At 37.6% G+C, this 16,869-nt stretch carries 17 protein-coding genes and 1 tRNA gene; 11 read left to right on the top strand and 7 right to left on the bottom strand.

Annotated elements, in window-relative coordinates:
* The first annotated feature begins 23 nt into the window (after positions 1-23).
* The 8 genes from F3G70_RS04705 to F3G70_RS12250 all read left to right on the top strand — a co-directional run bounded on the left by F3G70_RS04705 (position 24) and on the right by F3G70_RS12250 (position 6,672).
* On the top strand, positions 24-509 hold the full coding sequence (locus tag F3G70_RS04705; protein WP_149731546.1) for a V-type ATP synthase subunit K: 486 nt from the start codon (positions 24-26) through the stop codon (positions 507-509).
* A 13-nt stretch (positions 510-522) separates the two neighbouring features.
* Positions 523-1,137, top strand: a complete 615-nt coding sequence (locus F3G70_RS04700) for a V-type ATP synthase subunit E (RefSeq protein ID WP_149731545.1) — start codon at positions 523-525, stop codon at positions 1,135-1,137.
* An 18-nt stretch (positions 1,138-1,155) separates the two neighbouring features.
* The gene (locus F3G70_RS04695) at positions 1,156-2,310 is read left to right on the top strand and encodes a V-type ATP synthase subunit C (RefSeq protein ID WP_149731544.1); all 1,155 of its coding nucleotides are present in this window, start codon (positions 1,156-1,158) and stop codon (positions 2,308-2,310) included.
* Entirely contained in the window at positions 2,307-2,624 is a 318-nt protein-coding gene (locus tag F3G70_RS04690; RefSeq protein WP_149731543.1) for a V-type ATP synthase subunit F, read from the top strand. Before F3G70_RS04695 ends, F3G70_RS04690 begins: the two co-directional genes overlap by 4 nt.
* Positions 2,621-4,363 carry an ATP synthase subunit A gene (locus F3G70_RS04685; RefSeq protein WP_149731542.1) on the top strand — a complete coding sequence of 581 codons (1,743 nt, stop codon included), beginning with the start codon at positions 2,621-2,623 and terminating at the stop codon, positions 4,361-4,363. The genes F3G70_RS04690 and F3G70_RS04685 overlap by 4 nt, the downstream gene beginning before the upstream one ends.
* Positions 4,364-4,365: 2 nt before the next feature.
* Positions 4,366-5,754, top strand: a complete 1,389-nt coding sequence (locus tag F3G70_RS04680; protein ID WP_149731541.1) for a V-type ATP synthase subunit B — start codon at positions 4,366-4,368, stop codon at positions 5,752-5,754.
* Positions 5,755-5,781: 27 nt separating this feature from the next.
* Complete coding sequence (locus F3G70_RS04675) at positions 5,782-6,459, top strand: V-type ATP synthase subunit D (protein WP_149731540.1); 678 nt, start codon at positions 5,782-5,784, stop codon at positions 6,457-6,459.
* A 63-nt stretch (positions 6,460-6,522) separates the two neighbouring features.
* Complete coding sequence (locus tag F3G70_RS12250) at positions 6,523-6,672, top strand: hypothetical protein (protein ID WP_223166010.1); 150 nt, start codon at positions 6,523-6,525, stop codon at positions 6,670-6,672.
* On the opposite strand, the gene F3G70_RS04670 is transcribed toward F3G70_RS12250, so the two are convergent.
* The 5 genes from F3G70_RS04670 to dnaG form a co-directional block, all read right to left on the bottom strand.
* Positions 6,644-7,831 (bottom strand): ATP-grasp domain-containing protein, encoded by a 1,188-nt coding sequence (locus tag F3G70_RS04670; protein WP_149731539.1) that lies wholly within the window; start codon positions 7,829-7,831, stop codon positions 6,644-6,646. The two genes, F3G70_RS12250 and F3G70_RS04670, sit on opposite strands and share 29 nt — an antisense overlap.
* A gap of 29 nt (positions 7,832-7,860) precedes the next feature.
* Positions 7,861-7,932, bottom strand: a tRNA-Gln gene (locus F3G70_RS04665).
* A 59-nt stretch (positions 7,933-7,991) separates the two neighbouring features.
* A complete protein-coding gene (locus tag F3G70_RS04660) occupies positions 7,992-8,381 on the bottom strand; it encodes a DUF1284 domain-containing protein (RefSeq protein ID WP_149731538.1) in 390 nt (129 codons plus the stop codon).
* A 43-nt stretch (positions 8,382-8,424) separates the two neighbouring features.
* Positions 8,425-9,030, bottom strand: coding sequence for a biotin transporter BioY (locus F3G70_RS04655; RefSeq protein WP_149731640.1), 606 nt, complete (start codon positions 9,028-9,030; stop codon positions 8,425-8,427).
* A gap of 149 nt (positions 9,031-9,179) precedes the next feature.
* On the bottom strand, positions 9,180-10,406 hold the full coding sequence (dnaG, locus tag F3G70_RS04650) for a DNA primase DnaG (RefSeq protein ID WP_149731537.1): 1,227 nt from the start codon (positions 10,404-10,406) through the stop codon (positions 9,180-9,182).
* A 1,252-nt stretch (positions 10,407-11,658) separates the two neighbouring features.
* Between dnaG and F3G70_RS04645 the strand changes: the two genes are divergently transcribed.
* The 3 genes from F3G70_RS04645 to F3G70_RS04635 all read left to right on the top strand — a co-directional run bounded on the left by F3G70_RS04645 (position 11,659) and on the right by F3G70_RS04635 (position 13,765).
* Positions 11,659-12,393, top strand: coding sequence for an RraA family protein (locus F3G70_RS04645; protein WP_149731536.1), 735 nt, complete (start codon positions 11,659-11,661; stop codon positions 12,391-12,393).
* A 116-nt stretch (positions 12,394-12,509) separates the two neighbouring features.
* Positions 12,510-12,797 carry a Gar1/Naf1 family protein gene (locus F3G70_RS04640; protein WP_149731535.1) on the top strand — a complete coding sequence of 96 codons (288 nt, stop codon included), beginning with the start codon at positions 12,510-12,512 and terminating at the stop codon, positions 12,795-12,797.
* Positions 12,794-13,765, top strand: coding sequence for a transcription initiation factor IIB (locus F3G70_RS04635; protein ID WP_149731534.1), 972 nt, complete (start codon positions 12,794-12,796; stop codon positions 13,763-13,765). The genes F3G70_RS04640 and F3G70_RS04635 overlap by 4 nt, the downstream gene beginning before the upstream one ends.
* A 22-nt stretch (positions 13,766-13,787) precedes the next feature.
* On the opposite strand, the gene F3G70_RS04630 is transcribed toward F3G70_RS04635, so the two are convergent.
* Positions 13,788-15,689 (bottom strand): MJ1255/VC2487 family glycosyltransferase, encoded by a 1,902-nt coding sequence (locus F3G70_RS04630; protein WP_149731533.1) that lies wholly within the window; start codon positions 15,687-15,689, stop codon positions 13,788-13,790.
* A 42-nt stretch (positions 15,690-15,731) separates the two neighbouring features.
* Positions 15,732-16,853, bottom strand: a complete 1,122-nt coding sequence (locus F3G70_RS04625; RefSeq protein WP_223166009.1) for a hypothetical protein — start codon at positions 16,851-16,853, stop codon at positions 15,732-15,734.
* Positions 16,854-16,869: the final 16 nt, after the last annotated feature.

The raw sequence follows: 16,869 nt of genomic DNA, 5'->3' as shown, positions 1-16,869 counted from the left end.
TATTATTTAAAGGTGAATTAAATATGGTAGAAATTGCTTTAGGTACTGCTTTAGCAGCTATTGGTGCTGGAGTAGCAATTGGTTTTGCTGGATTAGGTTCCGGTTTAGGGCAAGGTATGGCAGCAGCAGGTTCCGTAGGAGCAGTTGCTGAAGATAACGATATGTTTGCTAGAGGTATTATTTTCTCTGCATTACCAGAGACTCAGGCTATTTACGGTTTCTTGATTGCAATCTTATTACTTGTATTCTCCGGTTTATTAGGTGGAGGATCAGGTTTATCAACTGAAGCAGGTATTGTAGCTATTGGTGTAGGCGCATCCATCGGTTTCGCTGGATTAGGTTCCGGTATGGGACAAGGTCTTGCAGCATCATCATCTGTTGGTGCAATTGTAGAAGACAACGACATGTTTGCACGTGGTATTATTTTCTCTGCATTACCAGAGACTCAGGCTATTTACGGTTTCTTGATTGCTATTTTACTCATGGTATTCGGTGGAATCTTAGGTTAAGGAGGCAATTTATATGAGCTCAGGCACAGATAAAATTGTTTCAAGCATTATGTCTGAAGCCCAAGGGAAAGCTGATATAATCATGCAGGAAGCAAATGCAGAAATCGCAGCAATCAACGCTGATGCTGAGAAAACTGCAGCCGCAGAAAAAAATAAAATTCTAGAAAATGGTAAAAAACAATCTGATATGAGATATCAGCAAATTATCTCTGAAGCTAAGATGAATGCTCGTAGAGCAGAATTAGGCGCTAAAGAAGAAGTAATTGAAGCTGCTTTCACAAAAGCAACTGCTCAGTTGAAAGACGTAGCTTCTTCAGACAGCGAAGAATATGATGATTCATTAACTAAAATGATAAAAGAAGCAGTTGACGAACTCGGTGCCAAGGATTTAATTATTCAATTAAACGAAAAGGACACCCAAAAGTTCAAGAGTCAATTGGGCGATAATGTCTCTACTTTCCAAATTGACGATGTAAATTTCCAATTAGGAGAACCTATTGATACTATTGGTGGAGCTATTGTTAAAACCAAAAGCGGAGATATTGAAGTGAATAATACTATTGAATCTAGATTGGAAAGATTTAAAAGTATTTTACGTAGTGAAGTTGCAAATGTATTATTTAAATAAAATTAGGAGGGAGAAATTATGGCTGATGAAATTGCTACATTAATGAGTTCAATCGGACTTTCACCGGAAACATTTATTGCAGTTTGTGTTCTTGCAATTCTTGTTGTGGGTGCTGTAGTTGTAATCATTACATCTAGACCAATACTGGATATTTATCCTTATCTCAATCCTAGTGCAAGAGTAAGAGCTAGAAAAGGAAGACTCTTTGATGAGAAACAGATTTCCGAAATGGTTGAAGCTAACAATGTCGAAGAGGTAGAAAACTATCTCAAAGGCGTTCCTGAATACGCAGATGTATTAGAGGACTATCCTCTTGATAAAGCATTGGACATTCATCGTGCAGACACCTATGACTTTATCGCAAGGCTCGCTCCTAAGGAAGTAAAAGACTCATTTGTTGTAATGTCCAAGAAAACGGATATTAACAATATCAAAAGTCTTTTAACTGCTAAGGAAGTAGGTCTCAGTCCTGAAGAAACTAAAGATTTATTAATCCCTAGCGGATCACTATATAAAGAGTTAAATTCTTTGGTTGATGCGGATAATGTTACAGATATTGTCACAAGTCTGGACGGTACCGAATATGCTACCGTATTAGAAGACGCTCTTCCTGAATATGAGGAAAATCATATGATTCTTCCGTTAGAATCTGCTTTAGATAAATATTACTTAGGCAAATTATTACATTCTCCTGACGTTCCTTCCGATGAAAATAGGCAAATCCTGTATTCATACATAGGAACTCAAGTCGATGCTGATAACCTTAAATTAATTTTAAGGGCTAAAGAAGATGGTTTATCATACGATGATATTTCCAGTTATATCTTGGCCGACGGTTATCAATTACGTGAATGGAAACTTAAAGATTTAATGGATTCACCAGACGTTACTAACGTAATTTCTGGATTAGAAGGTACAAAATACGCTGAAGCTTTAACCGATGTCGTTCCGCAGTACAATGAAACTGGTTCAGTTGCTGTGTTTGAAAGGGCATTGGATGTGTATGTCACAGAACATGCAAAGTCATTATCTTCTAAAAAACCATTAGGTATTGGTCCGATTATTGGTTATTTAAGTCAAAAAGAAGCTGAAATTAAAAACTTGAAAATTATTGCAAGAGCAAAAAGAGAAGCTGATTTCCCTAATTCTAAAATCATGGAGATGTTAATATGAGTTCTGTAGCTATTATTGGTGATATAGATACTGTATCTGGATTTAGACTTGGTGGAGTTAAAAAGGCAGAGGTTGTAAACACTGCCGATGAAGCAATTGTTGCTTTTGACAAATTTTTAGAGGAAGAGATTTCAATTATTATCATTACACAAGTGTTAGCTAATGAAATTAGAGAACATATAAACAGGAAAATTGGTTCTGATGTATTACCAATGATAATTGAGATACCTGATAAAGATGGGTCCTCCGAAGGGTCATCTGATCAAATGAACGATCTTATTAAAAGAGTTATCGGGGTAGAGATGGTTAAATGATTATTGAAGGAAAAATTATTAAAATTGCTGGGCCTGTTATTGTCGCAGATGGTATGAGAGGAGCCCAGATGCTTGAGATGGTTAGGGTAGGTGACCAAAAGCTTATCGGAGAAATCATCGAGTTAGAAGGCGACACCGCAACTATCCAAGTATATGAAGAAACAGCCGGTATTCAACCGGGTGAAGTAGTAGAATGTACAGGAGGTCCTTTGTCCGTAGAACTCGGTCCGGGCGTAATGAGTTCTATTTTCGACGGTATTCAAAGGCCTTTAAGAATTATCAGAGAAGAATCTGGTGACTTTATTGCAAGAGGTATTGACGTAGATTCCGTTAACAAAGAGAAAAAATGGGAATTCAAACCTGTTGCTAAAGTCGGTGACAAAGTAACCGGAGGAGACGTTCTTGGTGAAGTACAGGAAACCACCGCTGTTTTGCACAAGATATTGGTCCCACCAACCATGGAAGGGGAAGTAACCAGTATTGCATCCGAAGGCGAATATACTGTACTCGAAGATATTGCAGAAATTGATGGCGAAGCTGTTCAAATGCTCCAGAAATGGCCTGTAAAGAGAAGTCGTCCTTATGTAAGAAAATTAGACCCAGACATTCCATTAGTCACTGGTCAAAGAGCACAGGACACTTTCTTCTCAGTAGCTAAAGGTGGTGCAGCAGCCATTCCAGGTCCTTTCGGATCAGGTAAGACTGTTACACAGCAGCAACTGGCTAAATGGGCAGACGCAGACATCGTTGTTTACATCGGTTGTGGAGAACGTGGAAACGAAATGACTGAGGTACTTACCGAGTTCCCATTCCTTGACGACCCTAAAACCGGTAACCCACTGATGGACAGAACTGTTCTTATTGCAAACACTTCAAACATGCCGGTAGCAGCTCGTGAAGCATGTGTATACACAGGTATTACAATCGCTGAATACTACCGTGACCAAGGTTACGATGTAGCGCTCATGGCAGATTCAACCTCAAGATGGGCTGAAGCTATGAGGGAAATTTCAGGAAGATTAGAAGAAATGCCAGGGGAAGAAGGTTACCCAGCATATCTGGCATCCAGATTGGCACAGTTCTATGAAAGGGCTGGAAGGGTAGAAACTATCGGTACCGAATCAAATGTTGCTTCCATTTCAGTAGTTGGTGCAGTATCACCTCCTGGTGGGGACTTGTCCGAACCTGTTACACAGAACACATTGCGTATCTGTAAAGTGTTCTGGGCTTTGGACGCATCCCTTGCAGATAAACGTCACTTCCCTTCAATTGACTGGCTGCAAAGCTATTCATTGTATGTAGACAGCATTGAAGGCTGGTGGGCTGAAAACGTAGCAGCCGATTGGAGAGCTACTCGTGACGAAGCAATGAGTCTTTTACAAAAAGAATCAGAACTTCAAGAGATTGTTCAATTGGTCGGTCCTGACGCTTTACCTGAAACAGACCAAGCTACTTTAGAAACTACACGTATGTTAAGAGAAGACTTCTTGCAACAAAACGCATTTGATGACGTAGACACATATTGTGCTCCAGACAAACAATATAAGATGTTGAAAACCATCCTTAAGTTCTACGATGAATCTCTTGCAGCAGTTCAAAGAGGTGTTCCAATTGCAAATATTGTAGCATTACCTGTAAAAGAAGAAATTGGTAAAATGAAATACATCCCACAGGATGTTTTTGATGCTAAAATTGAAGAAATTCAAGCAGCAATTACTAAACAATGCAGTGAGGCTTAAAAATGAATACAAATATTAAAACTAGAGAATATACTACTGTATCTGAAGTCTCCGGTCCTTTGATGATTGTTGAAGGAGTAGAAGGCGTTGGTTACAATGAAATTGTAGATATTGAAACACCTACTGGTGAAAAAAGAAGTGGTCAAGTTCTTGAAGTAACTAAAGACGTTGCTGTTATTCAGGTTTTCGAAGGAACAAATGATTTGAACACCAAAGATACAAAAACCAGATTCACTGGTCAAACCGCAAAAATCGGTGTTTCCAGAGACATGATGGGACGTATCTTCAACGGTATCGGTAAACCTATTGACGGCGGACCTGAAATCATTCCTGACGAAGAACTGGATATTAACGGTGCTCCAATGAACCCGGCTTCCCGTGAATTCCCTGAAGAATTTATTCAAACTGGTATCTCTACCATTGACGGAATGAACACTTTAGTAAGGGGACAAAAACTTCCTATTTTCTCAGGATCTGGTTTACCTCACAACGATTTAGCTGTACAGATTGCAAGACAGGCTAAAGTATTAGGTGCTGACGACGAGTTCGCAGTAATTTTCGCAGCAATGGGTATTACAAACGAAGAAGCAAACTTCTTTATGAGAGACTTCGAACGTACTGGAGCTTTAGAAAAATTAACAGTATTCATGAACTTGGCTGACGACCCGGCTATCGAAAGGATCTTGACTCCAAAAATGGCTTTGACCACTGCTGAATACTACGCATTTACCTTAGGAATGCAGGTACTGGTTATCTTAACAGATATGACCAACTACTGTGAAGCATTAAGGGAAATTTCAGCAGCTAGGGAAGAAGTACCTGGAAGAAGAGGTTATCCTGGATACATGTACACTGACCTTGCAGGTATCTATGAAAGAGCAGGACGTATTGACGGCAAAGAAGGTTCAATCACTCAGATGCCTATCTTGGTTATGCCTCAGGACGATATTACCCACCCAATTCCTGACCTGACCGGTTATATTACCGAAGGACAGATTGTATTAAGCAGGGAAATCTCCAGGAAAGGTATTTATCCTCCTGTAGACGTACTTCCATCACTCTCACGTCTGATGAGTGGTGGTATCGGTGGAGACAAGACTCGTGATGACCACAGTGGTGTATCCGACCAGCTTTATTCCGCTTATGCAGAAGGTCGTGAATTAAGAGACCTGGTTGCGGTTGTAGGGGAAGAAGCTCTTACGGAAAGGGACCAAAAGTTCCTTGAATTCGCTCAAGCATTTGAAGATAGATTCATCACTCAAAGCAAAGATGAAGACAGAACTATCTTTGAAACCTTGGATCTCGGTTGGGATTTACTTAAAATCTTGCCTAAAGCAGAACTCAAAAGGGTTAAAGAAGAATTTGTCGAACAATACCTTCCAAAAGATTAAATTCATTTGTTTAAAACAGGTGATTAAATGGCACAAGATATTATTGATGGAATTAATCCAACAAGGATGGAGTTATTATCTCTTAAAAACAGAACCAAACTGGCCGTTAAAGGGCACGGTTTGCTTAAGGAAAAAAGGGATGCTTTAATCAAAGAATTTTTTGATATCTTGGATCGTGTTAAAGGTATTCGTGAAGACGCAGAAAGAAGTTTACAGGAAGCTAATGACGCATTGCTTGAAGCTCAAATTGCAATGGGAGACCTGGCTGTTAGGAAAGCATCACTTTCAGTCAAGGAATCCATTGACGTTGATATCACTTCAAGAAGCGTTATGGGTGTGGCTGTGCCTGTAACCAACATCAAGATGGAGGAAAGATCCATCATTGACAGGGGTTACGGTTTTTCAGACACTACCATTCAGTTAGACGAAGCTGCTAAAAAATTCGAGGAATCTCTTAAGTATTTAATTGAACTTGGTGAAGTGGAAAAGACCATTTTCCTTTTAGCTGAGGAAATCGAATCCACCAAACGTAGGGTTAATGCTTTAGAACACATTATGATTCCAAGATTCCAAAATACTGAAAAGTATATTGATATGAGACTCCAAGAAATGGAAAGGGAAAACTTTGTTCGTTTGAAAATGATTAGGTCTGTCATGGAGAAAAACGAGGCCGCCGATGAGGCAGCTGAAGAGACTATAGAATAAGATTATTTCTTATTCTTTCATTTTCTTTTTTTTAAAATTTTTTATAATAATTTCGGTGTTAATATGAGAAGAAATCCAATAGAACAATATTTTAAGGATCCTGATAATAAGGCGAAATTGTTTGTTTGGATGACTTACGGCATGATTGCAACTACTTTTTTAATCACTATAGGATGCCTGATTTTTATTTTGCATCTTGTCGGTTTTTTCTAGATATCTGATTGACTATTTCAGAGCTTTTTTCAACATCACTATATAGTTTTTTAAAATCGCTGTTTTTATCTATAACCGTCAGCAATGGTTCTGATTTTTCGGTAATTGAGCCGATATGCGGCATGTCGTAGATATTGTCCAGATTTATTTTTGAATATATGTTTCGACATGGCGAATAGATTATCCTTTTATAGCTGTAGTACTTTGCTTCGGGAATTTCAACTTCCTCATTAAGGCTTGATTTTATGTGGGCGTCCAGCATGTTGATTTGAAGTGACTGCTCTACGCATTCGAAGGTTCCCTGAATCCTCGGATTTATCTCAATCACGTAAAGCCCCTTTTCATTAAGTATATAGTCCACTCCGTTGGACCCCATCAGATTGAATTTGCGGGCCAGATTCTCGGATGTTTCAATCATATTCCTGTTTATATCATCGATGTTTTTAACATTAGCCATTATGCTTTCATTTGTAAGGGGTAGAATGTTTCCTATATAGATAAAGCTGTCATTTTTTTCGAAATCATTCTCCGTAAGAAGCCTTGAGTTCATAATCGTCCTTTTGCAGTCCTTGCTTGCAAGAACCGATGAGCTTAATGTTATCCCTTCTACGTATTCCTGGAGCATATAATTTTCACCATCGTTTAATTGAATGTAGCTATCATTATTTAAAAGATTTATGTCATAACCACCGGATCCTTTAACGGGTTTTATAATATATTTAACTTCAGGATTATTTTTGCTGATTTCGATGGCTTCATCTACATCTCTTATTAAAAAAGTTTTGGGTGTTTTAAATTCATCCTTGATTTTCCTGTAAAACTTGTATTTGTCCTCAATGTTTGAAACGTCTCTCGTTCCCAGAATCTTTTTTTGATCACTTTTTGAAAACTCGATTGGAGAGATTCCGGAAATAGGTATTATGTAGTCAACTTCGTCAATGAAGTCCTTTGAAATCTCCAAAACATTTTCACTTTTGAAATTGTCTTCAAATATGCCGCAGCTTTCATTGTCTTTTTCCTGAAGAATGATTTTTTGGTTTTTAATCTGAGGCGTGTCTGAAGTTGAAAAATAGCTGGTGGAATAAATGTCATAATCCAGTTTTAACGCGCTTTTAAGCATACTTCTTGTATTAATTCCAATAAGCAATAGCTTTTCCATAAAAAATCTCGTAAAAAAAGTTATTTGAATAGTCCCGAGCGGAGTCGAACCGCCGTCTCCGGGTCCAAAGCCTAGAAGGATTACCACTACCCTACGGGACTATGTTGTAACATAACAACATATTAATTTCTATGTTAGGTAGTATTTAAATGTATCGTTTTCATATCAATTTTTTGTAAAATAAGCATTCTTCTCTCCATTTGCACCCTAAACAGATATTTTCAACGCTTTTAATGGTATTGAATTTCTCTGACGCATCTTCAAATAATTCGATGGCGTTATATTCTTTTTTTGAATCAAGTTTTTGAAGGACTTCCCTGTCCATTCTCTCAATCATTTCGTTCTGTTTTTTGTTTTCACAAATATCATCGTTTAAATTCGGACAGAAAGTACAAATATCGTCTGTTTTATCCGTTAAGGTAATTACACAATCCTCATATTTTCTTAATTCATTGATGCAGGTCATGTTTGATATGAAATCCTCACTGTAGCCGTAGCCCTGAAATCCCTGAAGGCACAGCAAATGATGGCCTCTTAACTTAATCTTCATAATAATCTTAAAAAATAGTAAAAAAGGTTAAAATCTTAACCTTTTATTCTTTTGGTAAAAATACTTTTGATACACCGGCAGTACCGACTATTTTAATGAGGTCTCCAAAGATAAATGGAACAAGACCCATTATTAATAAATCTGCAATTCCCAATACGGTGCCTTGTGTTAAATAGAACCATAAGGCTAATCCTAAAAGTCCAGGAATGTAGATGCATGCAAAGTTGGCAACGCCAATAACTGCGAGCATTTTGGTAAAGCTGCGTGAATGTGTGTATTTTTCAGCAATGTATCCTACAAAGTAGGATGCAATTAAAAATCCAAGGAAATATCCTCCTGTGGATCCAAGAACCATATCCAACCCGCCGGTCATTCCTCCAAACCATGGGATGAATGCAATTCCTAAAACAATGTAAATTATCTGACTTAAGCAGCCATATTTTTTACCGAGAAACAGGCCTGAGCATAATACTGCAAAGGTTTGTGCGGTAATTGGAACGGGGGTCCATGGAAGAGGAATAATGATTTGAGCCATTAAACCAGTAATGCATGCCATGAAAAAGGACATCACTACTTTTGTAAGTGTACTGGACTCTTGAAATCTTTCAAAAGCTGTTTTTCTGGTTGAATAATAATTTTCAATATTAATGTTCATTAATTTCCCTCCTAAATTTGTTTCCTTAATAATATTTGTTCTTATTAATATAAATAATTTACAGCAATTATTTTTCCGGTGTTATGGGGGTTAAAAATATAAAAAAAGTGAGGATATGGTTTTATCCTCTAAAAACAATAGTATTATTCTATTGTAATGATTTTCAAGTTGTGAGGTTTTTTAACTATGTTGGATTTGAATGCAACCAATTTTTTGATTCCTTTTTTGGATGCAACATCAACCATTCTCTGACTTATGATGCCGTCAAATATGACTGTATCTGCATTGCCTTCAATGTTTTTGATTTCTTCATAGATATCTTCTATTGAAACCTCTTTTGTCACATTCAATGCTTCGTCCAGGATGGCTCCGTTACCGGTGCCTTCAAATTCCTTTAACATATCCTTCATTAAAGTGACTTCGTCATCCTCAACCTCTTCTACAGCAGGCTGCTGTTTGTTGTATCTGTTGTTGGATCTTCTGGAATGATGTCTGTCACGTCTTCTTGAATTATTATCGTCATTGTCTGAAAGAATGTTGTGATTAGCTAAAAATTGTGCAGTAGGGACTTTGTCTCTAAGCGCAATGAGCACTTCGTCCTTTTCCAGGTCTTCCACTTCTTTTCCTTGAGGAGCGCGGGTAATGTAGTCCACGTCACCGATTTGCAGGAGTTCTTTTAAGATCAGTTCTCCGCCACGGTCGCCGTCAACAAATGCGGTTGTGGTTCTTTTTTTACTTAACTCTCCAATGGATTGTGGAACGCTTACTCCTTCAACAGCAACGGTATTTTTAATGCCGTATTTAAGTAAGTTCAAGACATCGCTACGTCCTTCAACAACAATTATTGCATCGGAAGTGTGGATGCTAGGGCCTGCAGGCAACCTGTCGTCACCATATTCGGAGATTTCGTGAACGCGCATTGCTTCTCTGACTTCCTCGATCATTTTCATGCTTGCCGGACCGACGCTTTCAACCATGTTTTTGTAGATTTCTTTTGCACGGTTAACAACCTGCTCTCTTTTGACGGCACGAACATCTTCAACTTTTAAAGTCTGGATTTCGGCTTCACAAGGTCCGACACGGTTGATTGTTTCGAGGGATGCTGCGAGAATGGCGGTTTCAACTCTGTCCAAACTAGATGGGATTACAATTTCACCTTTAGCTCTTCCGCTGTTAGAATGAATATTGACTTGGATTCTTCCAATTCTTCCAGTTCTCTGCAGTTCTCTTAAATCTAAATCATTACTTAATAAACCTTCGGTTTGTCCAAATACAGCTCCGACAACGTCAGGTTTTTCTACAATTCCATTTGCAGTAATTTGCGCATGGATTAAATATTTTGTTGTAGTTAATTCTTCGCCTTTTCCCATATTTAAGCCTCCTAGCTTATTAATCGGGCTAATTTATATTTTTCTAAAAATTAACGTGATTTTTAGGCAAATAAATAAATTATACGATAAACATTCCTTTTATTTAATCCTATTATACACTAAAAAGAGCCGAAGTACAATGAAAATCTAATTATGGGTTTAAATTATTAAATGGTTATTTAATTTAATTTCCTTTCTTTTTTCTCTAAATCCCTTTTGTAATTAAATTTTCTCCTTTTTTTAATAATCAAATGTTGATATAAATTGATAATAATGAATAAATGAACTCTTAAGTATATAATAATTTAGTATTTTCTTAAATACTACAATTAATATTATGAAAAAACTAATATATAAAATGTGTTATATTGTTTTGGCGATATTAATTAATGATTAGAATGATGGCATTATCAATTGATGATTGCTGTATTCTATTGAATTAGTTTATTGTTGGTAAAGTTTCCTTTGATATTATCATAACAGTTAATCCGGTTTTTTATTTGCTATTTTTGGGCTGATGTTGATTTTTACTTTCTTGGGTTGAAATTACTTTGTCGTGAAAAATTACTCTCCTGAGGCAATATTGATTTCAACGAGTAATTTGAACTTTATATCAAAAATAAAAGGTTTATATGCTTTGAAATAAAAATATATGTAAATCCTACTCGATTATTATTGAAAGATATTAGGATGTTAATATGAAACGTTTAGAGTTTTTAAAAATAGCGTCTGAATGTCTGCCAATAATCACCAACTTAAAGGGAGGTCACCTATGGATTTCAGAGCATCATTTGAAGTGAAAATCAATGTTTCTTTGAAGGCATTGGTTTTTATATGCTTCTGGATTATTAAAATCCTGATGCAGAACTAATCCATTAACCACCTCTATTTTTAAAGCGCGGGCAGATATCGAGTGAAACTTTAATGATAGCCGTTAAATTAATCCCAAAATTAGTTTATGAGTAGGTAATGGTCTTGAAAAGCTAACTTGGTAATTGCATCCGTGCTCAACAAAAAATTTAAATAAGTAGAAAAATAGAACCATGAAATAGAGATAGTTTATCTCCACTGAATTTTATTTTTAAAATTCATTTTTAAGTTGGTGAATCAATGTTTTTTTTGGGATTTGTGAGTTTTTCTCACAAATAAAACATTGATGTTGACTTGTTTTTACTTCAGTTCTTTCTCCATAGAAATTTTTTTATTTAATCGTCAACATAATATTATAGTGATTATTAGAATAGGTGATTTAATGTCAATAAAACCTCAGGATTTGTTAAAAAATAAAAAAGACTTAAATAAACAGATTAAATTTGAAGATATTACATTGGACGGCATTACAATAGATGATTTGACTTATAACGGTGATAACTACAAAAAATACATTAATCTGAATTCATTTTTAAATCAGGTTTCCACCTGCCAGATTTCAGACGCATTCAATGAAATCGCTCATCGATCAGGTGTTATTTATAATTTGAAGTCAATTAACAATTTAAAGGCCTGGGGTAGAATAACTACTTCCAAAACTGGCAGTGACGACTGGGGAACCATCACATTGGCCATTGATGAGGCTAAAGACAACGTTCTGCTTGTTGAAACAAGCGGTATGGACGCAGCCATTTGGGGCGAGCTTGCTTCAACCTGCGCCAAGAACAACAACGTTAAGGCCACGCTGATTTATGGCTGCGTGCGTGATATGGATGCCCTTTTAACCATGGATTATCCGATTTTCGCTTGCGGTTTCCGTCCAAATGCAGGCAAGGCTTTGGGTATGGGTGAAATAAACATAGATTTGGAACTCGAATCCGTTAAAATAGCTCCCGGTGACTTTTTATTCGGCGATGAAAGTGGTGTTGTTGTAATACCGAAGGAGTTTTTCACAGAGGTTATCCTTCAGACACTGCAGATTAAAATCGGGGAGAGGAATATCGTCGACATGCTGAACTCAGGCAAATCCCTGTCGGAAATTGTCGGTCTCAGATAAAAATATAAAATTATTTAAATAATAAAATTATTTTATATATAAATATATCGATACCTTTATATAGTAGCATATTCTAAATATATAAACGATACAGATTTAATTTTTAGTTTGATTTTATGAAGTTTTTAGGAAATTCGTTACATATAGCAAACTCCGGTAAATTGATAGCAAGATCCTCGCAGACGCCATCAGCAGGCGGTCTTGTTTTTGACAGCAATAAAAACAAAATAGGTAAGGTGAGCTATGTTTTCGGACCTACCAAACAGCCATACATTTCAATCCGATTATTCAAGTCAGCGGATATAGAACGGATTAAAAGAAATTATGGCGAAAAACTATTTGTATCAAAACCAAAATCAAGAAAAAATAAAAAAAGGAGGATGAAACCACGTCAGAAGAAATGAATCAAGCTCCAAAACGTAGAAGAAGGTCAGATAGGGCTAAAAAAGAAGAAGCAGATGAAAGTAAAAAAGCGGTTTGCCCGGAATGTGGTTCCACAGAATTAATAGGAGATTATGAAAGAGCGGAAGTTGTTTGTTCTCATTGCGGATTAGTTATTGATGAGAACCTGGTGGATATGGGTCCTGAATGGAGGGCATTCGACCACGAGCAGAGAGATAAACGTACAAGGGTCGGCGCTCCGATTACATATACTATTCACGATAAAGGTTTAAGTACCATGATCGATTGGAGGAATAAGGATATTTACGGTCGTGATATTCCTGCAAGAAACCGTGCACAATGGTACAGACTAAGAAAATGGCAAAGGAAAATCAGAATTTCCGGTGCAACCGAACGTAACCTTGCGTTCGCATTGTCCGAACTGGACAGGGATTCTTCAAGATTAGGACTTCCAAGAAGCGTAAGGGAAGCCGCATCTGTCATTTACAGAAGCGCTGTAGACAATAAGCTCATCCGTGGAAGAAGTATTGAGGGTGTAGTTGCAGCTTCATTATATGCAGCATGCAGACAGTGCAACGTACCTCGTACCCTGGATGAAATCGCTGAGGTTTCAAGAGTTACCAAAAAGGAAGTAGGCAGAACCTATAGGTTCCTTACAAGGGAACTCAACATCAAATTGCCTCCAACCTCTCCGGTTGACTATGTTCCAAGATTCGCAAGTGAACTGGGACTGTCCGGTGAAGCTCAATCCAAAGCTATTGAAATCATTGAAAAGGCAATGGAAAAAGGATTGACTTCAGGAAGGGGACCTACCGGTGTAGCGGCTGCTGCATTATACATTGCATCAGTTCTTCTCGGTGGGCGGCAAACCCAAAGGGACGTTGCAGACATTGCAGGCGTCACTGAAGTAACTATCAGAAACAGATATAAGGAATTAACCGAACAGTTGGATATGGGTGTAACTTTATAGTTCCACCTTTAACTTATTTTTTTTAGTGTCTGGAGTACTTTTCGATACGATATTCCAGTTCTCGAACAATACCGTCATTATTATACTTTTTAACGTTGTTTAACTTGTTTTGATATTTGTCAAGCCTGCTTAAAAAGAGTTTAAGTTTTTTGGCGCTCATGTTTTCATGATATTCGCCGTAACCCAGTTTCTTAACGTAAAATCCGTTCAGGGTCTGTTCAAAGTTTCCGATGGCTGGAACACTGTAGATAGGTTTTTTAAGGGTAATTGCTTCGGATATGAACGTGAATCCTCCATTGCAGACAACTGCCTTTGCGCTGGCTAAATCGTCATAGAATTCATCTTCGTTAAACATTTTATACCTTAGGTTACCGTCAACCTTGTCCATGTTGAATCCGTATACAATGAAGTTCTCGTCAAGGGTCTTGAGGCGTTCAACGAGCTTTACGCTTTCCTTGCTCGTCTGATAGACAACGATATGATCTTCAATGGTCGGCTTTAATTTCAAAATCTCTTCACGGATTACGGGCGGATAAATCACAGCATTCTTTTTGGACCTTACTTTCGGGAAGAAAAAGCTGGTCATGATGTGGAATTTCGGCCTTACGACATAGCTCTTGATTACTCCCTTGGCCTTAAGCATTTCAGTCATGTGGTGTGGAGGATAGTCAATTTGAGCCTGGGTAATCATATGGATATTGTCCAGACTTATCAAAGGAATCTGAAGAAGCTTGGATACCATTGTCGCATAAATCTCAAAATCGGTAACGATAACGTCCGGTGACAGGCTTCTCGCCTTTTTGTACAGTTCCTGATATCCCACCTTGATGTTGGTTGGATTTCTTTTTATGGCACTGATTAACGTTTTTGTATTGTTTACCTTGTTGTTGATGTAAACTGTGTTGAATCCGCCGATTTCATACACGTTATCGAACTTTTCATTCAGGTATTTATATGCCCGGTCATGTGAAAATACGTAAACGTCATATTTCTCCTTAATTCTCTCAATTATGACGGCTGATCTTATCGCATGACCCATTCCCTCACCGCAGACACAGTAGAAAACCCTTTTGCGAGGCCTGTTTTTCAATGCCTTTGACTTTTTAAAGTAGGATTTGGCGGTATTGATTTTTTCAACCGAATTATCGTACTTTTCAAACATTCTGCTGATTTTTTCTGACTCCTCTGCAAAGCGGTCAAGATTGTCCTTGCTCATATTCTCCACATCATGCCCGAAATTATAGTTCAAATCTTCGGCATCGGTTTTTTTGCCCGTAAAGTCATTCAATGTGCTTTTACCGTATTGTTTTATTAACGTTTCGATTCCTTCCTCTTCAAGTCTTCTTGTTGAAACGCCGATTTTTGGAGTTCTCAATACTTTAAAGCGTTCGGTTTTTCCAAGGCGCTTGATGTAATCGCTGTCCTCTCCAAAAGTCAGGCTTTCGTCAAATCCTCCGCATTTGTCATGGAGTTCCTTTTTGGCTATTATCCCATAGCATCCTGCGCCGTGTGGCTTGATTTTCTCAACGCTTACCATGAAGAGGTTAGCCAGCTTGTGCAATAGCTTGTCTTCGCTCTTTTTGGATAATGGCTCCATTTGGGTAATTGCTATTCCAAGCCTTTCCATTTGAAACTCGTATATAGTATCCCTCAAATAATCTTCCGTAAGTATTAAATCGGAATCCAAAAATAATAGATATTCGCCTTTCGCCACTTCAGCGCCGTTGTTTCTTCCGACAGCAGGCAGGCCTCCGTCAATCACGATACAGCCGTATTCTTCAGCAATTTCACGGGTTCTGTCTGTTGAATTGGCATCGGCGACAATTATTTCGTAATCGTCGAATTTCTGCATCTTGATGCTGTCTAAAAGGAGAGGCAAATATTCCTCTTCATTATATGTGGGGATAATAATACTTAAAATCATACTGTATATTAATTTATTTTCAACGTTTAAATAAATTGGCTTTTAGAATTTTGATTTCAAATCATAAAGAAAAGCAGTTACCGGACTGTTCTGGTCCAGATATGAAAATGAGTTCCATGTTTCGCTGAAGTAGTCGCATCTGTTGGTCAGAGGTATTTTTATGTCGTTTAGAAGCTCCATCTCATTATAGCTGGAATCGATTATGTAAACGGTTTTATTGTCGCTTACGCTTATGTTTTCAATCGGGATGCCGTTTAATTCGATATTGTCTGAAGGATTAATAACGTCAACTTCATAGTGTTCGGTATTCGCTCCGAAAAACGCTATCGTAAACCTTAAAAATATTATCAGTGCCGCTGCGATATATGGGGCGTATCTCCTGATTAGTTTGGCGATAAAATCCGTTAAGCTTTTGTAATGCGGTATTATCCTGCATTCGTCGCAAATTCCCTTTTTCGCTCCAATAATGATATCAATGATTCGCTCTATGCATTTGCCGTTTCTCTGAATCAGAAATATTCCGCATATTCCCGTTATTGCAGGGGTTGAAAAGAGTCCTCCGTCAAGCGCTCCGATTAAAAGGCAGGATGCAAAAAACGCTAATAGGAATGTCTGGACAAATCTCCTTTTTCTTACGGCAAGCAGTAATGTGATAAGCAGTATCGGCAGGAGGATAATCACTATTTTTGCGACTTGCGGAACATATGCATATAGGCCGGCGCCGGTATTGATTGAGCTTTCAATAAGGCCTCCCATTATCTTGCTTAAAAGCTCTCCGAAAATGGACTTCAGCAGGTGGGTATGCAGAATGCTTGTAGATGAAATCGTATTCTGTGCGGTCATGAAAATTGTGTTGAGGCTGATTCCCATCTGCCATCTGAAGAGGACTTCAAGAAGTATTCCTGCAATCAGTGTAATCGAACCCAGGATTATTGAGATTTTCAGAAACTTCCCGGAATCGACGTTAAAATCCTTGAACAATTGACTGGATATCAAAAAGACTCCCATAAGTCCAAAGAATATTATGTCCTTTCCTTTTGAGGATCCCATTAAAAATAAGTGTGTTATCGGGTGAACTATGGGGTTTAAAACATTAGTTACAAAAAGTGCACCGGCAATTATTATAAATAGAATACCAACAAATATAGTCTTGTTTATCTTCATTAAGAATAACTATTTA

Origin of the sequence: Methanobrevibacter millerae, assembly GCF_900103415.1 — an archaeon.
Taxonomy (GTDB): domain Archaea; phylum Methanobacteriota; class Methanobacteria; order Methanobacteriales; family Methanobacteriaceae; genus Methanocatella; species Methanocatella millerae.
This window is presented reverse-complemented; position numbering and strand designations above follow the sequence as displayed.